This is a genomic window from Sinomicrobium kalidii, assembly GCF_021183825.1.
GTDB lineage: Bacteria > Bacteroidota > Bacteroidia > Flavobacteriales > Flavobacteriaceae > Sinomicrobium > Sinomicrobium kalidii.
In genome coordinates this window covers 4,738,815-4,759,337 of sequence record NZ_CP089211.1, presented here as the reverse complement: position 1 = coordinate 4,759,337, position 20,523 = coordinate 4,738,815, and the positions used below count along the sequence as shown (strand labels likewise).

Below are 20,523 nucleotides of genomic sequence, written 5' to 3'. Positions count from 1 at the left end.
GATAGATTTATTATATGAAGCAACATTACGATATTGTTATCATAGGAAGCGGCCTCGGCGGACTGGTCTCGGCAAACATACTGGCACGGGAAGGTTACAGCGTATGTGTCCTTGAAAAAAACAACCAGTACGGGGGCAACCTGCAAACCTTTACAAGGGACAAGACCATTTTCGATACCGGAGTCCATTATATCGGCGGCCTTTCCGAAGGACAAAATCTGCACCGTTATTTCCGGTATCTCGGTATTACGGACGAGCTCAGCTTGAAAAAGCTTGACGAAAACGGTTTTGATGTCATTACTTTTGATAATGACGACAAGGAATACCATTATGCCCAGGGTTATGAAAATTTTATCGATACCCTGTCGGCACAATTCCCCAAAGAACAAACCGCAATAAAAGCTTATTGCAGCAGGTTGCGGGAAACCTGTGCCCAGTTTCCCCTTTACGAACTCAAACACGGAAAACCTTATTACGACAATACCGAGGTATTCCGGACCGGGGCAAAAACATATATCGATTCCCTTACCAAAAACAAAAAACTGCGGGCAGTACTGGCCGGAACAAATTTTCTTTATGCCGGGGATGCGGAGCGCACCCCTTTTTATGTACATGCCCTTTCGGTAAACTCCTATATTGAAAGTGCATATCGCTGTGTAAACGGGGGGAGCCAGATCTCCAGAATCCTGATCCGGAAATTAAAGCAGTATGGCGGGGAAACTTATAAATATCACGAGGTCACCGGGTTCGATGTCGGGGAAAACAGGATTACCGGCGTTCGTACCAAAAACGGAAAGCAGATAAAAGGGAACACATTTATCTCCAACATAGAACCCAAACTCACCATAGACCTTATCGGGGAAGACAAATTCCGGAAATCTTATGTATCGCGGATAAAAAACATAGAAAACACCGTTTCGGCCTTCAGCCTTTACATTGTCCTGAACCCCGGCACTTTTAAATATCTGAACCGGAATTATTACCACTTCAGGGATCATACAAAAGTATGGGATGCACAGAATTACACCGAAGAAAGCTGGCCCGAAGGATATATGGTATCCATGGGCGTTAAAAAAGATACCCGTACCTGGGGAGACAGCCTTACGGCTATGACCTATATGCGCTATGAGGAAGTAAAACACTGGGAAAATACTTTCAATACCGTAGCGAGCAAAAACGACCGCGGGCAAACCTATGAAGAGTTCAAGGCCCGGAAAACCGAATGCTTTTTACGGGAACTGGAGAAAAAATTCCCGGGCCTGCGTGAATGTATTCATGCCGTTTATGCCTCCACTCCCCTATCATACAGGGATTATATAGGCTGTCACCAGGGCTCGATGTACGGTTATGTTAAGGATGTCAACAATCATATGCGGTCTTTTGTCTCCCCCCGGACCAAGATAAAAAACCTGTTTTTCACCGGGCAGAGCATCAACATGCACGGTATCCTTGGAGTTACCATAGGAGCGGTCATTACCTGTTCGGAAATACTGGGCAAGGACTACCTGCTCAACCAAATAATCGAAACCAGTAAACAAGAGGAAGTTTCATAAAAAATCCGGCAACATGGGACAGTTCAAAACCATACCCGTACCACGAGTAAAGAACATTACCAAAAAGGAATTTATAGAAAACTACTATAAACCACGCCGCCCCGTACTCATTGAAGGCCTAACCGAAAACTGGAGCGCCCGTAAAAAATGGACCCTCGACTATATTCAGCAACGGGCCGGAGACCAGGTAGTGCCCCTTTACAACAATAAGCCTGCAAAAGGAAAACAAAGCGTTTATGCCCCGGTGAAGGAAATGGAACTCTCCCGCTATATCGAAATACTGAAAACCGAACCTACCGACCTGCGTATCTTCTTTTACAATATCCTGGATCACATGCCGGAACTCCTCAAGGATTTCGAATATCCCGATATCGGGCTGAAATTCTTTAAACGGTTGCCGGCCCTGTTCTTCGGAGGTGGCAATTCAAAGGTTTTCATGCATTACGATATCGATCTTCCGGACAGCATGCACTTTCACTTTCACGGCGATAAAAGCGTGACCCTCTTTTCCCCGGAACAGACAAAATACCTGTATCGCGTGCCCTTTTCCATTCACAATCTCGATAAAATAGACATGGACAAACCGGATTTTGACAAATACCCCGCCCTTCGGTATGCCCGAGGTATCCGGGCCGAAATGAAACACGGGGACGCCTTGTTCATGCCCGGCGGGTACTGGCATTATATCAAATATCTCAACGGCGGCTTTTCCATGACCCTGAGAGCGTTGCCCCGCAAACCGGGAAAATTTGCGACAATGCTCTACAACGTGTTCATCATGCGGCACTTTGACAATAATATGCGCCGGTTTTTCGGGCAGAAATGGCTGGATTACAAGGAAACACTCGCCGTAAAGAAAACAAACAAAAAACTGGTCAAATTACAGGGGATTAATGCTTAGGGCATACGCAATAAAAAAGGCAGCAGGTCTTTCCGCCATACTCATTATGCTGGCGGGGTGCGGTATTTCCGGATCCCTCAGGGACCGGCCCGATATAACTTCATACCATCAGACGATCCCCGAACGAACAGAAATTTCAGACACCTCTTTCGTCTCGGGCAATAACTTCCTCCGCAGGAACAAACAGGGCCTCTGGGAACTTTACGTCGAAGGCGACCCCATGGAACGGGGACTGGCCATGGGAACCCTGACAAAAGAACTCTTCCGCAGGCAGGAACGCGTATTCCTTTCAAAAGTGGACGAACTGGTCCCTTCAAAATTCAAAAAGGCCCTTCTTCGCAAATTCCTGGCCTGGTACAACCGTAAGGTATATAAGCATGTACCTGAAGAATACAAGGCCGAGATATACGGTCTTTCCCGCTATGCGTCACCGGAATACAACAATCTGGCCGAACCCTACCTGCGGGTATTGTATTTCCACGGGGCACACGATATCGGTCATGCCCTGCAGGACCTCGCCCTTGTCGGATGTTCTTCCTTTGCTGTTCGCGGAGATAAGACCGGCGACGGCAGTCTTCTCATAGGCAGGAATTTTGATTTCTACGCCGGGGATGAATTTGCCAGGGAAAAGATCGTCGCTTTTGTAAACCCCGATAGCGGCTATAAATTCATGTCCGTTACCTGGGCAGGGATGATCGGCGTGGTTTCCGGAATGAATGAACACGGACTTACGGTGACCATAAATGCGGGAAAATCCAAAATACCATTGGTGGCCAAAACCCCTATTTCAATTGTTACGAGAGAAATCCTCCAGTATGCTTCCACTATTGAAGAAGCCATTGCCATCGCAAAAAAAAGAAGTGTCTTTGTCTCCGAATCCATATTCGTAGGCAGTGCCGCCGATAAAAAAGCGGTCATCATAGAAGTATCTCCGGAAAATTTCGGGGTCTATTCCGTTCCGAATTCCGACCGGATGATCTGTACCAATCACTTTCAGAGCGATGCCTACAAAAACGACCGGCGAAACAGCAGACATATTGAAGAAAGCCATTCCGAATACCGTTACGAACGCCTTGAAGAACTTCTTACGGAATACCGAAAAATCTCCCCGGAAATTGCTGTCAGCATACTCCGTAACAAAGACGGCCTGCACGATAAAAAGATAGGTTACGGGAATGAAAAAGCCCTGAACCAGTTACTGGCACATCACGGCGTGGTGTTCAAACCCGAACAACGCCTCGCCTGGGTATCTTCCAATCCCTATCAACTGGGAGAATTTGTTGCCTACGACCTCAACACCATTTTTAACAGGTATAAAAATGACAATCCCGCGTCTGTTTCTGTTGATTCGTTAGCCATTGCGGAAGACCCGTTCCTCTACACCGAAGCCTATCGGAATTACGAAAAATACAGGCAACTGAAGAAAAAAGTGCAATACCATATACAAAACAAAAAAAGCATTGCCCCCGAAACCCTGCGTGAATTAAGGGAAAGTAATCCGGACTTATGGGAAGTTCATTATCTCATCGGAAAATACTACTATCAGAAGAAATATTACAAAGCAGCCCTGCCGGCATTCCGGGAAGCGGCTTCCAAAGAAGTGACCACCGTACCCGACAGGGAAATGCTAAACCGGTACATCCGGAAATCCGAAAACAGATCAAACAGGTAATCCATGATCCCCGATATAGAAAGAAAATCACCGGAAGAAATAAAAGCATTCCAGGAACAGAAACTGGCTGAGACGCTCCGTTATGTCTCCGGGCATTCGCCGTACTACAGGAGAATATTCGAAAAGCACGGCGTACAACCGGAAGATATCCGTACCCTGGAAGACCTTGCACGAATTCCCGTGACCACCAAGGACGACCTTCAGCAATACAACGATGATTTTCGCTGTGTAGACAGGGAAAATATCATCGATTATGTAACCACTTCCGGAACGCTCGGCCAACCGGTAACCTTTGCCCTTACCGAAGCCGACCTTGAACGCCTGGCCTATAACGAGGCCATATCCTTTGCCTGCGCCGGAGTGCAAAAAAGCGATGTGTTGCAACTGATGACCACCATGGACCGCCGTTTTATGGCCGGGCTGGCCTATTTCCTTGGGGCCAGGAAACTCGGGGCAGGGATCATACGGGTAGGTGCCGGGATACCCGAACTGCAATGGGATTCCATTTTAAAGTTCAGGCCCACCTACCTCATCGCTGTACCTTCGTTCTTGCTGAAACTGATCGAATATGCCCGCCAGCACGGTATAGACCCCGATCAGTCAGGGGTTAAGGCCGTGATCTGTATAGGTGAGGCGCTCCGCAACCAGGATTTTTCACCAAATAAACTGGCCGCCAAAATAAAAAGCGGGTGGAATATCGAACTTTATTCCACCTATGCCTCCACCGAAATGAGTACCGCTTTTACCGAATGCGAACACGGACAGGGCGGACATCACCACCCGGAACTCATTATCACGGAAATACTGGATGAAAACGGCACTCCCGTACCGGACGGCAGTATAGGCGAGCTCACTGTTACCACCCTTGGTATTGAAGGTATGCCGTTGCTCCGATTCGGCACCGGGGACATGGTCAGGGGTCACACATCTCCCTGTCGTTGCGGTAGAAACACCATACGACTGGGGCCGGTGGTGGGCCGTAAAAAGCAGATGATAAAATACAAGGGCACTACGCTCTATCCCCCGGCCATGCAGGATCTGATGACACATTTCAGCGAAATCGACTCCTATGTCATCGAAGTGTCCCGGAACGAACTGGGTACCGATGAAATCCTCATCAAGGCGGCTTCTTCCAAACCTTCGGAGGCCCTTTTACAGGAGATAAAAGATCACTTCCGGGCCAAACTACGGGTACTTCCGGGCATCGAGTTTCACACTCCGGATCATATCAATGCCCTTCGATTTCCGAAAATGAGCCGTAAACCGGTACTGTTTATCGACAAAAGGCAGGAGTAGATTGTAAAAAATTGTGGTCCGGCCTCCTTTGTCTTTAATTAAAATCCACCATGGCTTTTACAACATTGGTTTCCGGCTTCAGCCAGCTGTCGAAATTCCCGATCATCTCGGTATAATGCACCCGATGCGTGATAAATGAATCAGCCGGGAATTCCTTCAGGTGGGCTATGACGTTTTCGAAGTCCTCAAAAGTGGCATTCCTGCTGCACATCAGGGTGGTTTCCTTCGCATGTATCTTCGGATGATTATAAACCAGGTCTTCTTTGGACAGGCCTACCAGCACATACCTCCCGCCATGAGCCATATAATCGATCCCGCTTTCAAGGGCCTTTTTATTGCCCGTGGCATCAAAAACCGCGGTGGCCATATCGTCATCGGTGATCCCGGCGACCCTCTTAACCGGGTCTTCGGATACGTGCAAAGCATGATCTGCCCCGATCACATCTTTGGCAAATTGCAAACGGGACGCTACCGCATCAATGGCAATGACCCTTGCCCCCGATATCTGTGCCAGTTTTATCAGCCCGAGCCCTATGGGGCCGCACCCTACCACTACGACGATCTCTCCCGGTTTCAAAGAGGCCCTTCTCAGGGCATGCGCTCCTATGGCCAAAGGTTCTACAATGGCCATTTCTTCATGGGTAAGCCCGTCCACGGGAATAAGGAGGTCGTTCCTCACTACGATCTCCTCCTGCATTCCCCCGTCGGCATGTACGCCCAGTACGCGGATATTGGCACAGCAATTCGTCTTGCCTTTCCTGCACGCTATGCAATCCCCGCAACTCACATAAGGCATTACAATAACCTGGTCGCCCGGTTTTATCCCCCTGTCATTCTCCCCGATCGCTATCACCTCCGCGGCCAGTTCGTGTCCCAGTATCCTCGGGTACTGAAAAAATGCCTGGTTCCCGGCATAGGCGTGCAGGTCTGTTCCGCAAATGCCTACCTTATGGATCTTCAGCAGGGCATGACCATCGGTCAGTTCCGGTTTGGGTTTGTCTTTCAGGGCAAACTTGCCCGGGGTTTCACATACGATATATTTCATTGTATATATTATTTATTCAGATGATTCTTTCTCCCTTTGGAGAGATTGATAGTAGATTGAATAAGATTAAACTCCAATCAATCTTCTATCAATCTTATTCAATCTACTTCAATCTTCACTTCCGCCATTTCCAGTCCTTCGGAACGGGCTTTCAGTATAACATCCTCTTTTTTTCCGTTTGATTGTACAATAACAAGACATTTTCCGTTAAACGCCTTTCGCTTTGAGGCTTTAAAGGATTCCGTACCGGCCTGATAACCATTGTCCACTCCAGCGATCTTCCCTCCTCCCGATACTTCAAACCGGACCTCGTTACCGGCACATGGCACAGGGTTTCCATGCTTATCCATAATATTTACGGTCACAAAGCACAGGTCCTTTTTGTTGCTCTTTATCCTGCCCCTGTCCGGGAGCAGTTCCATGCCCGAAGCCTTTCCGGCGGTGTGTATTTCTTTTTCCAGCACCGTTCGTCCGTTTTTTCTCGAAACGGCTTTCAGAGTTCCCGGTTCGTACTTCACCCGCCACATCACATGAAGTTCGCCATTTTTCTTTGATCTTTTCCCGAGAGATTCTCCATTCAGATAGAGTTCCACCTCATCGGCCTGGTTGTAATAGGCCCAGACGTCCACCTCCTGTCCTTCTTCCCAGTTCCAGTGCGGAAAGATATGCAATACGGGCTTATCTGTCCATTCGCTCTGGTACATATAATAAACATCTTTCGGAAATCCTGCAAGATCAATGATCCCGAAATACGAACTTCTGGCGGGGTAAGGATACGGTACAGGTTCCCCAAGATAGTCAAAACCCGTCCAAATAAAAAGTCCGGCCATAAAATCGAGATTTTTTACGGTTTTCCAGGCTTCTTCGTGCGTTGTTCCCCAGTATGCGGCTACATGGTCGTAGGCGGAAACGGTATGATCCTCGTTACCTTCGAAAGGCGCATCATATGCTTCGGGCCAGTGCATGACACTATCCGACGGCATGTCGTAATGGCCCCTGGTGGCAAGGCCCGAAACATTTTCTGATGCGATGATCTTTTCTCCCGGGTACCATTCGGGAAAGTTTTTATAATCTCCCCGCTTGTAATTGAAGCCGAGAAGATCCAATGCCCCGGACCGGTAAATGTAATTCTTTTCGGGAATGTTCTCCGTCAGGGCGCAGGTGACGGGGCGGGTGGTGTCCAGCGATTTTACGATGTCCGTAAGCTCTCTTGTGATCGTTATCCCCGTACTGTCGAACTGTTCCCTGATCTCGTTACCGATACTCCACATCATCACGGACGGGTGGTTGCGGTCGCGTTTTATAAGGTCTTCGAGGTCTTTTTTATGCCAGTCGTCCCAGCCGGTATGATAGTCTTCCTTTACCTTTTTCTTTTTCCACACATCGAAGGCTTCGTCCTGGATGATAAAACCCATTTCATCGCACAACCGCAGCAATTCGGGGGAATGCGGGTTGTGGGCCGTACGGATGGCATTGGCGCCCATGTTTTTCAGCAAGGTCAGCTTGCGGCGCAGGGCATCTTCGTGAACTGCCGCACCCAGGGCGCCGGAATCGTGGTGAAGGCATACGCCGAGTATTTTCATGGGTTTTCCATTCAGTGAGAAACCTTTTTCCGCATCAAAATCAAAATAGCGGATGCCGAGCGGGGTTTCGTAACTGTCGGTCTGCTTATTACCGTTATATATCCGGGTGTGCACTTTGTATACATACGGATGATCCACATCCCACAACACCGGGTTTTCCACAAGAAGGTCCTGGTGTATGACAAGGGTTGCCCCGGAAGCGATCTCCCCGGAGGATTCCGACCGGACTACGACTACATTATCGGCGTCCAATACTTCGGATATTACCTTTAATTCTCCGGGTTTGCCACTATTATTGCCTACCGTCACTTCAAGTCTTGCCTTTGCCGATTTTTCCGACACTTCCGGGGTGGTGATATAAGTGCCCCAGGGTTGTACATACAGTTTTCCGGTAGCAATCAATCTTACGTTCCTGTAAATACCCGAACCGGTGTACCACCTGGAATTGGGCTGCGGGGAATTATCCGCTTTTACGGCAATAACATTAGGGGTTTCTCCGAAATTCAGGTGGGGAGAAAGATCGTATCCGAAGGAAATATAACCGTTAGGCCGCTTTCCGAGGTGATGTCCGTTGATCCACACCTCGCTGTTGCGGTAAATACCGTCAAATTCAATCCGTACGGACTTGTTTTGCCAGTCCTCCGGCATCTCAAAGGTCTTCCTGTACCAGCCTTTTCCGGTAGGGAGGGCACCGCCTTCGGGTCTGGCCGGATGGTCTTTGCTGAACCCGCCTTCTATGCTCCAATCGTGGGGCAGGTCCAGGGTTCGCCATGCGGATGCGTCGAATTGAGGTTTTACGGCTTCGGGGTGATCGCCCGGCTTAAACTGCCAGTTTTCGTTAAAATCCATCACTGCCCGGGCGGGTTTCTCTTCCGTATTACATCCACAGCACAGGAGTATAAATACAAGGTATAGTATGCGATGTGTTCCCTTCATTTCCTTTATTCTATTTTTCGGACGGAAGACCGGTGACAGATGACAGATGGAGAAATATCTTCTGTCATCCGTCACCCACTATCTGTCCCTCTTTATTGAATCAACCATTTTAATTTGTTCCTATTGAAATTCCAGTTTGTCCAGTCTGAGCCCTTCCATATTTTCGGCAGACAGGCTCACCTTATATGTTCCCGCATTGATATATCCTCCGGTGGTGGTGTTGAGTATGCGCCATTTCCTGTCTGCTACGGGAAAGCTGATCTCGTCGTCCTTTAACAGTATTCCATCCGCAGATTCTATTTGCAGCCTGACCTGTACAGGGCTGTCGCCCATGTTCATATACCTGAACCGCAGCAGGTATTCTCCGGCCAGTCCGGGATTGACCTCCCAGGTAATACTGTTATTGCCTTTCTCCGGGAAGGTGATGTAATCTTCTTTTTTGAAATGCCCCTTCCCTGTTCCCTGACCGGATATATCTGCTTCTTCCGCTTCATGTGTAAATACGGGGCGGGAGTTCTCTCCTTCATCCATCCGGTATTCGGGGATCGTAATTATGGTATACATGGCAGCAGGGGTGTTATCTTTCCGGTTTCCGTTCGGCCCGAAGGCCACCGTTTCTCCTTTTTTTGCCCTTTTCCGGTAAAGGTTAAAAACCGATCCATTGTTGTTGGCTGCTTTTTCCCCGGTATTTTCGTAGGCGGAAAGCCATTTTGGCAGCGGTTTTACCGTTTCATCCAGCAACACATATATATTCGAATTTTTAAGGGGAATAAAGCTTTCCTCAAACTCCTTATCCTTCAAAACATCGGCAAAACGCAACCAATCGCCTCCATAAAGCTTGTATGGCAAGGGTAAGAACCTCGCATTGGTATCGCTGTATTGTTTTTGTCCCCGGTCCAGCCAGGTCATTGCTTCGCAAAATTCGTCGTACTTATCGTCCATATCGATATTCACGATATTTGATGGTGATGCGGGAGCAGGCTCCGCATCCGGGTTTTCCGCAGCAATGGCAATAGCGGAGATCACGGCCTGTCCGGATGCCACTTCGGGGAATGATATTTTCAATATGCCCTTATTGGCCTTAATCGTGAATGTCTTCTTCAATACCGTATCGTGCCCGGCTTCCTTCCAGATGTCAAGGTCTTTTAATACTACACTGTCATTGATGGCCACGTCAAAATTTCTCCACCCGGTGCAGTCGGTTGTTCCCGTGGTGCCGTACCAGGGTTCGATAAAGAACAATTCTACCGTGTAATTCCCTTTTTCTACGGGGAACTCGTATTGCAGGCGGTCTGTTCCGTAGCGGAAACTCCGGAACAAATCCCAGTTTGCCGTTCCCCGTATGGGATCAAAGACCCTTCGTTGGCTGGCGTAGAAATCCGGGAGGTTCTCAAAATCGTCTGTCCACGACAGGGAGCCCCAGGTACCTTCCCTGCTTTTATGGACGTCGGCGGCCCAGGTATTTCCGAAGGTATCCGTAAACCCGGGGCCTCCGGCATTGACCCGGTATATGTAGTTTTTTTCCTTTTCCGGTTTGAGGACGTCTGGGTCCGTTTCTTTTAAACCCTCCAGGTCGGGGGATCCGGGCAAATGATCCAGTACAATACAATCCGTGGCCACTTCCTTGCCGTCTTCATAGCCTACGGCATAGAGGATGTTGTACTTTACCGGGACATCATCCCATTGAAAGTGTTTTCCCCGGCCGGGATTTTTCTTTTTTCCCAGTGAAATGTGTCCGGCCCCGTTAAAAAGCTCTACTTCGTCACAGTTGGAATAGACGGTAATACTATCCTTTATTCCCGGCGATGTCCAGCGGTCCGGCCAGGAATGGGATACGATATAGGCCATGGGCTGTGTTTCCACAGGGGCATAATTGGCCATATACATATAGTAGGCATCCAGCGGTTCTCCCCAGACGGTGAACAGTCCCTTGTAGTTTACCGGGCCTACCCTGTCCATATCTCGATAGGCTTCCCCGTTCTGTATCCTTCCGGGGTTTTCATGGGAGGCAAAGAGCCAGTTGAACTGCCCGGCCACCTTATCCCTGACCGATTCGGCCTGTTTTACCTTAATCTCCATCAATTTGGAAAAACGGTCTTCGCTGTATTTCCCTTTCTGGCGGAAGGGGCCTTCGGTGTGCAGATCGGCCGTGCGCCATGCACCGTATTCGCCGTTGAGCCATTCCTCGCTGAGTTCGTTGCCGTAATTAAACGGATCGCCTCCATAGGTCCCGGACCAGTTCTGGATGACGTTCCAGTCGGTTCCTTCCCCGCCGTTGCAGGTGGTCACTTTTCGCTGGGCGGAAGCGGTAGGGTCCATTTCACGGATGATACGGGTGCATTCTTCGGCGAATTCCTTCGGGATCACGCTTTCGTTCTGCAAACCCCAGAGCACTACGGACGGGCTGTTCCGCCTTTCCCTGATCCACTGCCTCAGCAATGTTTTAAAATTTTTCCTAAATTCTGGGGTATCGTACCAGATATGTGCCGAGAACTGGCTCCAGAACAGGATCCCTTCTTTATCGAGGTGTTGCTGGTACCTTAGGTTATGGGGTTGATGTGCTTCCCGGAAGGCATTAAACCCTGCGGCCCTGACCTGTTCTACCCGTGCCCGGACCTGCCTGTCGGTAAAGGCATGGCTCCTTCCCATAAGGTGTTCGTATTCGCAGGTACCGTTGATAAAAAGCGGTTCCCCGTTAATGAAAAAACGGCCGTCATCTCCTTCTCTTCCTACCGGCCAGCTTATCCGCCGTATGCCGTATGATGTTTTTACTTCGTCTATTACAGTATCTCCGTCGGTTATTACGGTCGATAATTGGTAGAGGTATGGTTTTCCGGGGGACCACAATTCGGGGTTGATGACATCTAACCGTTCTGTTCTGCTCATTCCCTTTCCGTTTCCTTCTACTGTTACCTTGTCTTCATTACGGGCCACCACCTTACCGGAAGTGTCGTGCAATTTATGAACGATCCTGACTTCACCACCGGAGGCCCGGTAATTCCTGATCTCGGTGTTTACAAACAGCTTGGCTTTTTCTTTTGATATGTTTTCGTCGTTCCAGATATGGACCCCGAACGGTTCGATACGGATATCATTGGTCACCACCAGCGAAACGGGGCGGAAAATCCCCATGGGCTGCGACCCTTCTGAAAAGCCCCACTCCCCGGAACAGCCTCCGCAGACCCAGGGCAGGTCGGTGATGAATGCGGGGTGTTCGGCTTTGACCGCAATGGTATTGGCCTTACCGAAATGCAACAGCTTGGTTATATCGAGTGTAAAAGTGGTCCTTCCTCCCCAGTGTTCCCCGGCCTTTTTGCCGTTGACCCATACCGTCGCATAGGAGCCTACACCCTCGAAAAACAGGAAATAGCGTTTTGTTTTATCTTCGTTGTGATCTACATACAGTTCTTTCCTGTACCAGGCTGTTCCATGGCGGTTGCCATGTTTATTCCTGCGGAAGCCTTCGTAGCGGTCCCAGTTGTGGGGAACATTGACCTTCTGCCAGGCGGTATCTGCGTAGGCAGACCGGATATATTTATCATTGTTCAGGGTATCATTACCCGATACGGTCATGGTTTTCCAGTTGCTGTTCAACGGGATCACCTGCCGGACGGATACTTCCTTCCCGGGATTGCCGCACGAAAGGGTCAGTAAAAAACAAAAAAGACCTATGGCTGATAATTTTAAACGCATTCTTTCTTTTTAATAAAATACCCAGTCTATGGCTTCTTTTTCGTTTTCCCCCATTAACCCGGCATTCCTGGAGATTATATTTTCATCGGCATCTATAAAGCCCAGTATCAGCACCCTTCCTTTTCCGAGTTTGAGTTCGTTCTCGCCTGGGTCAAACCTATACGTATGAATATTCACCCTGGGCATATTTTTTATTTTAAGGGCATTGGCCAGTATTACTTCAGCCTCTCCCCTGAGATTCCCGGCAGCATTGGTTTCCAGGGCCGGCGGTAGCAAAAAGCGTTTCCGGTCGGTATTAAAATAGCCTACCACGACTTTAACGGGCCGGTCATTTTTAAATCTCAGCTGTGTGCCTTCTTCTATCTGTTTTTCCTTCGGGATATATATGCCTTGTAGTTTTTCCAGTTCGCCTGCCGCTGCTTCTATGGTCACCCCCTTGTAAAACGCTTGCTCGTGTTTTACAGAAAACCCTGTTGTTCCGACATTCAGTATTTCGACTTTCGCAGGGGACCAGGGGTTTACTGCTTTCTTTTCCAGCTTGCCGTCTTTTGAGGATTTCAACCGCTCTATATTGCGCTCCAGGTTGGCCAGTTCCCTTTCGTAAAGGGGCAGCATTTCTTCCCAGGTCTTGTACTTTCCGTCATTGCCGCCGATAGGAATACGCCTTTGGGCGGTTTGCATGCTGTTGGCATACAGGTAGCTGCCCTTTGTAAGGTCCACAAGCTTCCTGTAATGTGTTATACTGTTTTTTAAATGGGGAACGGCTTTTTCCAGGTCGGATACTTCGCCGGAATACTGATAGCGGAGCACAGGCATCATAGCCTTTACTTTTTCCGAAAAGAAATCGGCAAAGGCCTTGTAGCAATGCATATCGTTCCTTAACCGTTCAAATTCGTCCTTGTCTTCAGTAACATGGGGTACCACTTTTTCTATCGCTTCTACGGCGAGTTTGCCATGTGTTGTTATCTCCTCGATGATCTGCGGCGGGGTTTCCCCGGTGTGGGCTTCGCCTTTCCATTCCTTTTCGGCATAATCGATCAGTTTTTCTCCCACGGGACCGCAGGATTCATAGAAACCGGGGTACACTTTCCATTTGTACGGGTTTACCAACTGGCTTCCCAGCATCCCGAGCAGGAGGGTCTGCCGGTTCCCTTCGGTGATGCCGAACCGTCTCAGGGTCTTGGGAGCGATCTCCCCGCTTTGCTCGTAGGCGTCGAGAATATTCTTTCCGTCTTCCCTTCCCACTCCGTATTTACCAGCCAGGAGATCGCTCCAGAAGGTTATTTCTTTCTGACGGTCCCGCTCACTTTTCCAGGCGTAGCGCGCCCAGGCTTTATACCATATCCAGTCGCGGTCCATCTCCAGCAATCGCGGTTCGGTTTTATCGGCCGTATAGGGCCAGTCCCAGTACGATGCCTGCGGATATAAATGCAATGCATCGGCGCCATGAACCCTGTGCATGGCCTTGACGCTTTTCTGGATAAAATCGGGTGAACCGTAGCGGAAAGGCTCCACGTTGGCCAGGATGTGGACATTGGATATATGTACGGAACCGGCTTTACTCAGTTTTTTGTGGATCTCGGACCACGGGCCGCGGGGCTCGTAGGTGGTCAGGGATTCGCCATTATACTTATGTGTTGTATACAGATTTTTATATAACGGCAGCGCATGCTCCATGACCAAAGGGGCATCGGTATCGTGTGCGCGGAGTATTATGGGAGGCTCGTCCGTTCGTCCCAATGCCTTTAAGCCATCCTTTACACCGGGGATGACAGTTTCGGTAAACCACCTGACATCGGTTTCTTTACCGCTCATGGCTTCACCCAAAGCGACCAGTAAGCCTACGTTGGGATATTTTTCGATAAAAGCGGCTATGGATTTCCGGGTATAATCGGCTATCAACGGGGTGATCGGACGCTGTCGGTCCTGCGTTTTAATATTGTGGTGTTCGGCAAAAGGTTTGGAGACAATAATGTTATAAAACATCTGTATGACCCAGATCCCTCTTTTGTTCGCTTCCTTGGTAAGGAACTTAAATATTTCCTCGTTTTTTCTGAACGTTTCCTCGTCTACTTCCACCGCATAGGGGTAGTCTTTCAGTTTCACAAGGGATGCGAACGGGTGACCGTTCCACAGATAGAGGGAGTTCATGCGATTCTCCACCATCATGTCGAGGTATTCTATCCAGAGTTCCTTGTCGTAGAACCAGGGGAATGTTTCGGGGGTATAGGGATACTCGTATACCGTACGCCCCGGGAGATACGTGGGTTTCTGAAGCCCGATACAGCTGCCGCGTAAAACCATTTCGGGGGCATCGGAAAAATCCAGCTTAAAATCGATCGCTCCTGTTTTCTTTATCCTGTCGACCACTTCCATCGCCCCGTAGAGCCCGCCGGAAGCGTCGGCACCTTCGATACGCATCACATTTGCTTCGGACACAATGCGAAAACCTTCTTTCTTCAGGTCGATATTTTTATTTTCACGGATATGGATCGTTTTTCCCTTGGCCTGCAATGCCGTAGTGTCGGCAGACATATCTACGGTGTAGCCTGCTTTTTTCAGGGTAGTGGCCAGTTTTTCGGCGCCGAACGTTATGCGGGGGGATGTGTTCTCCCGGGTTACTATGGTGATATGTTTGTCCTGCGTACAGGAAAGCATAAAGATGCATAGTATGATGTGGTATAGTAGAACTGATCGGGTTTTCATGAGTTATGGTTTATCCTTTTTTGATCGGAATATTACTTTTCGGAGGTCCTTCGCTGCGCTCGGGATGACACTTTATGTTTACTACTCCTGAAATACGGACTTCAGGTAGGCTACATTGTCTCCGTAGTTTGCTTTTACGTTTCTCACCATGTTTACATCTCTCGATCTTTCCACGATAAGCCATCCTTTCCACTGCATCCGGTCGAGTGTTTTTTTGACAGCGGGCATGTCGATCTGCTTATCGTTCCGGAGCCATACACCGTCGGTATTGGTGCAATGGATCTGGGCGATGTATTCTTTCCCGAGGGTCCGTAGTTCTTTGCTGATATCCCTGCCGTTTTCCACGGCATTGGCAAAATTGAAGGAACTCTTTACAAAAGGGGAACCGACCTCTTTGAGGAAACGTTTTTCTTCCTTTGCATCAAAAGAGGTCTCCACGGCAATGACGGCGCCGATATTCCCTGCTTTTTCCCCGGCTTTGCGCAGCCGTTTTACGATTTGGGGACGGAGTTCCGGGTTTTTTACCATGTCTCCCTGTACCCCGAGGGGTAAAAAGGCCACCTTGACATTCATCGCTTCCATCGTATCTACCGTATCCTGTACCATACGATCGACCGTGGGCCGTTTGGCAAAGGACTGGGCATAAAACCCGGACATGGCGATAGAACTTATTCCCACGCCGAGTTTACGGGACGTTTCGAGAAACTCCTTTCGTATTTCCGGGTCTCCCAGTTTGCTGTCGAAAGTTTCGCGGGAACCCAGCCCGCCCATGTCGAGTTCGATACCGTCTGCATTGATTTCTGCGGCCAGGGAAAAGGCGCTTGGTTTTTGTCTTTTCAGGATCATCCAGTCGCATACGGCGATCCTGTATCTTTGTTCTTTTCCATTCGTGGTCATGGCCGAAAGAGGACTGTAACAGGCTCCTGCCACTATTCCGGCAGTTGCCAGGGAAACGGTCTTCAGAAAATCCCTGCGGGGATGTTTATATTGGTTTTTCATTGTTATAATTCTTTAAGTAATGCCACTCGTCGCAGACGAGCGGCGGATTTCGGTAGATTGATGAAAGGTCGCTTTCCAACCTTGTTCAATCTCCTATCCATCTATTTCAATCTTTTATTCATTCATTTCATTCCTATTAATTCTTTGCTTCAGCAACCTCTTCTTCCTGTGTGCCGGTTCCCGGCCAGACACCGTTTTCTATGGGATAAGAGATCATCTTGTCAGGATCGATCTTCACGTATTTGATACGTTCACGACGCCAGGTATAGACGATATGGATCATGCCATCCGATCCCTGGATCACGGAGGGATAGGAATACTGGCTGATCTCCGAATCTTCGAGGATGAGCGATGCTTCCCAGTTAACTCCGTCGTCGGAAAGGGAAACGTGAAGGGGGGTTCTGGGGCCCTTGACCTTTTCACCCGGGGGTAATACGTGGTTATAGACCAGCAGATGCCTTCCGTCCTGAAGGGTCACGGCATCCGTACCGGAATTGTTGTTCGGAAGGTTCATCAATTCCATGGTCGACCAGGTTTTGCCGTAATCTTCCGACCATGATGTTCCCAATGCCCTGTTCCGGGTACGGCAAATGATCTGTAATTTTCCGTCGCCGTGGTTAAGAATACTGGGCTGGATGGCATTGATCTTTTCCGGTCCCCTTGAAATGGAGTCGGTCATGCTCCAGGTCTCTCCGAAATCGGGGGTGATCTCCATGTGTACACGCCAACCGTCGCCTTCGGTACTGGACGGGCACACCAGGTCACCGTTTTCCAGTAAAACCGGTTTGTTCTTTACCGGGCCGATATAGCCTTCGGGCAAATTTTCGGGTTCTGACCAGGTTTCTCCCCCGTCGGATGAAGTGGTCAGCATACCCCACCATTTAGAGGGATGAGGCCCTATTTTATAGAACAGCATCAGGTCCCCGTCCGGTACCTGATACAGTACGGGATTCCATGTAGGGTAACGCAGGGTATCATTAATGACCCCGTTGGCCACTTCTACCGGGGTATCCCACGCTCCATCCTTGTTTCTGCTCACCCAGATCCCCACATCGGGATGGCGTTCATGGGTTCCGCCGAACCATGCGGCAACGAGTCCTTCGGGTGTTTCGGCTATGGTAGCGGCGTGACAGGAAGGATACGGAGCTTCTTCGTAAATAAATTCATCCGTGACAATTCCCTCTTTCCAGGTCGCTTCATCCGGGGAGGGCTTGGTTTTGCAATTACTGAGTGTAAGTGCTATACAAAATGCTATTCCTAATTTGAGTGTTTTCATATTTCCTTTTTTTTGATGGATGCTTCGACTTCGTTCAGCAACCAATAATTTGTGGATTAAAATACGATGAACTGCTGGGGGAAGCATCCTGCACTATCCCGAACAGTTTTAGTGATTTCAGTTTACGTTAAACCTATGATCTCCCGGTCCGAGTTGCAGGACCAGCCTGCTTCGCTCCTTCTCAAAAGGTATCCCGGCACGATCCAGTCTCCTGTTGTCCAGTTTTACCTTTTCGGCATTATTCCCGGGGAGGTAGACCTCTGCGGTAGTATTCGGAGGGATGGTGATCTGCCATTCCAACCTGCTCCCCTTTTTCTTCCAGCTGCTTTTTATCAGGCCTCGTACGGATTGATAGGATGCATCGACATGATCGAGTCCGTCCGGAAAAGCGGGTTTCATCACAATCCTTTCAAAACCGGGCGCTTCGGGATCACTTTTTATTCCTGCCAGGTCTTCATAATACCAGATCAGCAAGTCGCCCAGCAACATCACATGGTTTTGGGAGTTCATTTCCGGTTTGGCGGTATTTCCGTTCCAGAGTTCCCAGATGGTGGTGGCCCCGTTCTCTGCCATGTATCCCCAGCTGGGATAGGTGGTATTGGATGCCAGCCGGAAAGCGAGATCGGCCCTTCTGTATTCGGTCAGGGTACGCATCAGGAACTGGGTACCTATCACCCCGGTACTGATATGGCTGTTGTTGGTTTTTTCGATGGTGTAAACGATGTTTTCAAAGACCTCTTCCTGCAGGTCTTCGGGAGTGATGCCGAATGCGAGGGGGAGCAGGTTTGCGGTTACGGTATTATTGTCGTAACTGTATTTGTCTTTATCAAAAAACCGACGATTAAAGGCTTTTGTCATTTTCCCGGAAAGCTCCTCATAATACCGGATATCTTTCTGACCGGCACCGATAATCCCCGCAAACTTTTTCATCAGTTTTAAAAGGCGGATGTAATAGGCGCTGGCCAGCAGCACGCCATCGGTCTTACGCCGGGGGTCGCGCGAATGGATGAGTTCCGGTGATTCGGGAGGGACGCACCAGTCGCCGTATTTGTCCCGCGTCATCAGGCCGTCTTCGAGATAGTTGGTCTCCATGTATTTCACCCATTTTTTCATGGAAGGATAGTGTTCTTCCAGTACCTTTTTATCGCCGTACTGGTTGTACAGCATGTCGGCCACATTGATATAGGTTCCGGGCCAGGTGACATTATCGCCGTAGTAGCGCCAGAATGCAGGGGCCACATCGGGGATACCCCCGTCCTGTGTCTGAGCGTTTTGTATATCATCGAGCCATTTGGCATAGAGGGTAACGTTGTTAAACACAAAACTTTCTCCATACGCCCCGGTGGCCCGATCGCCCAGCCAGGGCTGCCTTTCGTTGCGCTGGGGACAATCTACGGGCATGCCCTTGTAGTTTCCGCGGATGCCCCAGTAGGCGTTTTTGAATACCCGGTTGAGAATATCGTTTGACGACCTGAATGTTCCCGTGATTTCCAGTTCGTCGTAGACCACTTTTCCCACGAAATCGTCCTCGGATGGTTTTTCGGGATATCCCGAGACCTCCACATAGCGGAAACCGTGGTATACAAACTTCGGCTCCCAGGTTTCTTCTCCCTCTCCTTTCAGCGTATAGACATCGGTCACCCTGGCATCCCGGAGATTGGCCGTGTATAACGAACCGTCGTCTTTGAGGGATTCGGCAAAGCGGAGGATGATCCTGTCGCCGCGATCTCCCCGGACCCGGATCTGCAGCCATCCTACCATGTTCTGCCCCATGTCCAGGATATATTTCCCGTTATCCAGCTTTGTGACGGATACGGGAGTAAGTTCTTCCATGATCGTCATTCCGGGGGTCATCTGCGCTTCGTAAAAACCGCCGGGTTCCTGGACATAGGTGGCCTGTAACCAGTTGCTGTCATCAAAACCGGAACGGTTCCACCCGGGCATTTCCCTGCGGGCGTCGTATTCTTCCCCGTCGTATTCATTATTGGTGCGGATGGGGCCGTCGGCTGTGAGTTTCCAGCTTTCGTCGGTCTTTATGGTCTCCGTGCTGCCGTCGGTGTATTCGAGGACGAGCTGCATTGCCATTTTCGGATAACCGAAGGTTTTAATCTTATAGGGCTTATAATTCTGCCTCATGGCGAAATACCTTCCGTTACCGAGTATGGTCCCGATGGCATTATCACCCTGTTTAATGTGCGAAGTGACATCAAATACGTTGTATTTTACGTTTTTGGTGTAATCTGTAGGGACAGGGGCCAGCACCCGGTCGCCTATTTTTTGACCGTTGATATAAAGTTCGTACAGGCCCAATCCCATGATATAGGCTTTTGCTTTCCTTATCTTCTTTTTTGTGTCGAACTCTTTTCTGAGGTAGCGGGCGGACAGCCTGGAGAACTGGCTGATGCTATCACCGGGAAAGGCTTTGTCCATACCGATCCACCGGGTGGATTTCCATTCGGCATAGGTGAGGATGCCCATACTCCAAAACGCCGGGCTACTCCATTCGGTTTCTCCCTTGCCGATCCATATTTTTACTTTCCAGTAGGCTTCTTCCCTGCTCTGTAACGGTTTTCCCCGGTATTTGACGTGGACGGAATTATCGCTTTCCACTTTGCCGCTGTCCCACAGGTCGGCTTCATCATTGTTCAGCTTTTCTTTTGTTGAGGCCACCATCACCCGGTAGGCTTGTTGCCGTACGTCTTGTTCCCCGGTTTGCAGTATCCAGCTTAAACGCGGTTGAATGACGTCAATGCCTTCGGGGTCGGTGAGCATTTCGCATCTGAGGCCGGTTACGCTCACTTTTTCTGTACCGGCGGTTGCAGGCATGCTTTGTAAGAGGCAGCCGAACAGAAAAAGATAGTAT

11 protein-coding genes are annotated in these 20,523 nt (G+C 49.3%); 4 read left to right on the top strand and 7 right to left on the bottom strand.

All coding sequences use genetic code 11. The features are described from left to right. Window positions 1-14 precede the first annotated feature (14 nt). Genes LS482_RS19110 through flxY form a run of 4 tightly spaced genes read left to right on the top strand, consistent with a single transcriptional unit; the run spans window position 15 to window position 5,422 of the window. Window positions 15-1,553, top strand: coding sequence for a phytoene desaturase family protein (locus tag LS482_RS19110; protein ID WP_233029117.1), 1,539 nt, complete (start codon window positions 15-17; stop codon window positions 1,551-1,553). 13 nt (window positions 1,554-1,566) lie between these two features. Continuing rightward, the gene (locus tag LS482_RS19105; RefSeq protein WP_233029116.1) at window positions 1,567-2,454 is read left to right on the top strand and encodes a cupin-like domain-containing protein; all 888 of its coding nucleotides are present in this window, start codon (window positions 1,567-1,569) and stop codon (window positions 2,452-2,454) included. Then, the gene (locus LS482_RS19100) at window positions 2,447-4,126 is read left to right on the top strand and encodes a C45 family autoproteolytic acyltransferase/hydrolase (RefSeq protein ID WP_233029115.1); all 1,680 of its coding nucleotides are present in this window, start codon (window positions 2,447-2,449) and stop codon (window positions 4,124-4,126) included. The genes LS482_RS19105 and LS482_RS19100 overlap by 8 nt, the downstream gene beginning before the upstream one ends. 3 nt (window positions 4,127-4,129) lie before the next feature. Further along, on the top strand, window positions 4,130-5,422 hold the full coding sequence (gene flxY / locus LS482_RS19095; RefSeq protein ID WP_233029114.1) for a flexirubin biosynthesis putative acyl-CoA ligase FlxY: 1,293 nt from the start codon (window positions 4,130-4,132) through the stop codon (window positions 5,420-5,422). Between the two features lie 34 nt (window positions 5,423-5,456). Here flxY and LS482_RS19090 read toward each other — a convergent pair whose 3' ends face one another. The 7 genes from LS482_RS19090 to LS482_RS19060 all read right to left on the bottom strand — a co-directional run bounded on the left by LS482_RS19090 (window position 5,457) and on the right by LS482_RS19060 (window position 20,486). Further along, the gene (locus LS482_RS19090) at window positions 5,457-6,467 is read right to left on the bottom strand and encodes a zinc-binding alcohol dehydrogenase family protein (RefSeq protein WP_233029113.1); all 1,011 of its coding nucleotides are present in this window, start codon (window positions 6,465-6,467) and stop codon (window positions 5,457-5,459) included. Between the two features lie 98 nt (window positions 6,468-6,565). Then, window positions 6,566-8,986: a glycoside hydrolase family 2 TIM barrel-domain containing protein gene (locus LS482_RS19085; RefSeq protein WP_233029112.1), complete on the bottom strand. Its 2,421-nt coding sequence runs from the start codon at window positions 8,984-8,986 to the stop codon at window positions 6,566-6,568. A gap of 120 nt (window positions 8,987-9,106) precedes the next feature. Then, window positions 9,107-12,679, bottom strand: a complete 3,573-nt coding sequence (locus LS482_RS19080; protein WP_233029111.1) for a malectin domain-containing carbohydrate-binding protein — start codon at window positions 12,677-12,679, stop codon at window positions 9,107-9,109. A 9-nt stretch (window positions 12,680-12,688) separates the two neighbouring features. Beyond that, window positions 12,689-15,385 (bottom strand): alpha-d-galacturonidase, encoded by a 2,697-nt coding sequence (locus LS482_RS19075; protein ID WP_233029110.1) that lies wholly within the window; start codon window positions 15,383-15,385, stop codon window positions 12,689-12,691. Between the two features lie 81 nt (window positions 15,386-15,466). Further along, complete coding sequence (locus LS482_RS19070; protein WP_233029109.1) at window positions 15,467-16,384, bottom strand: sugar phosphate isomerase/epimerase family protein; 918 nt, start codon at window positions 16,382-16,384, stop codon at window positions 15,467-15,469. A gap of 136 nt (window positions 16,385-16,520) precedes the next feature. Beyond that, entirely contained in the window at window positions 16,521-17,660 is a 1,140-nt protein-coding gene (locus tag LS482_RS19065) for a sialidase family protein (protein ID WP_233029108.1), read from the bottom strand. A 117-nt stretch (window positions 17,661-17,777) separates the two neighbouring features. Further along, entirely contained in the window at window positions 17,778-20,486 is a 2,709-nt protein-coding gene (locus LS482_RS19060; protein WP_233029107.1) for a glycoside hydrolase family 78 protein, read from the bottom strand. Between the last annotated feature and the right edge of the window lie 37 nt (window positions 20,487-20,523).

Excerpts from the sequence above, each read along its gene's own strand:
- LS482_RS19065 (WP_233029108.1), bottom strand. The coding sequence starts at position 17,660 with ATGAAAACACTCAAATTAGGAATAGCATTTTGTATAGCACTTACACTC.
- LS482_RS19075 (WP_233029110.1), bottom strand. The coding sequence starts at position 15,385 with ATGAAAACCCGATCAGTTCTACTATACCACATCATACTATGCATCTTT.
- LS482_RS19100 (WP_233029115.1), top strand. The coding sequence starts at position 2,447 with ATGCTTAGGGCATACGCAATAAAAAAGGCAGCAGGTCTTTCCGCCATA.
- LS482_RS19110 (WP_233029117.1), top strand. The coding sequence starts at position 15 with ATGAAGCAACATTACGATATTGTTATCATAGGAAGCGGCCTCGGCGGA.
- LS482_RS19060 (WP_233029107.1), bottom strand. The coding sequence starts at position 20,486 with ATGCCTGCAACCGCCGGTACAGAAAAAGTGAGCGTAACCGGCCTCAGA.
- flxY (WP_233029114.1), top strand. The coding sequence starts at position 4,130 with ATGATCCCCGATATAGAAAGAAAATCACCGGAAGAAATAAAAGCATTC.
- LS482_RS19080 (WP_233029111.1), bottom strand. The coding sequence starts at position 12,679 with ATGCGTTTAAAATTATCAGCCATAGGTCTTTTTTGTTTTTTACTGACC.
- LS482_RS19070 (WP_233029109.1), bottom strand. The coding sequence starts at position 16,384 with ATGAAAAACCAATATAAACATCCCCGCAGGGATTTTCTGAAGACCGTT.
- LS482_RS19085 (WP_233029112.1), bottom strand. The coding sequence starts at position 8,986 with ATGAAGGGAACACATCGCATACTATACCTTGTATTTATACTCCTGTGC.
- LS482_RS19090 (WP_233029113.1), bottom strand. The coding sequence starts at position 6,467 with ATGAAATATATCGTATGTGAAACCCCGGGCAAGTTTGCCCTGAAAGAC.
- LS482_RS19105 (WP_233029116.1), top strand. The coding sequence starts at position 1,567 with ATGGGACAGTTCAAAACCATACCCGTACCACGAGTAAAGAACATTACC.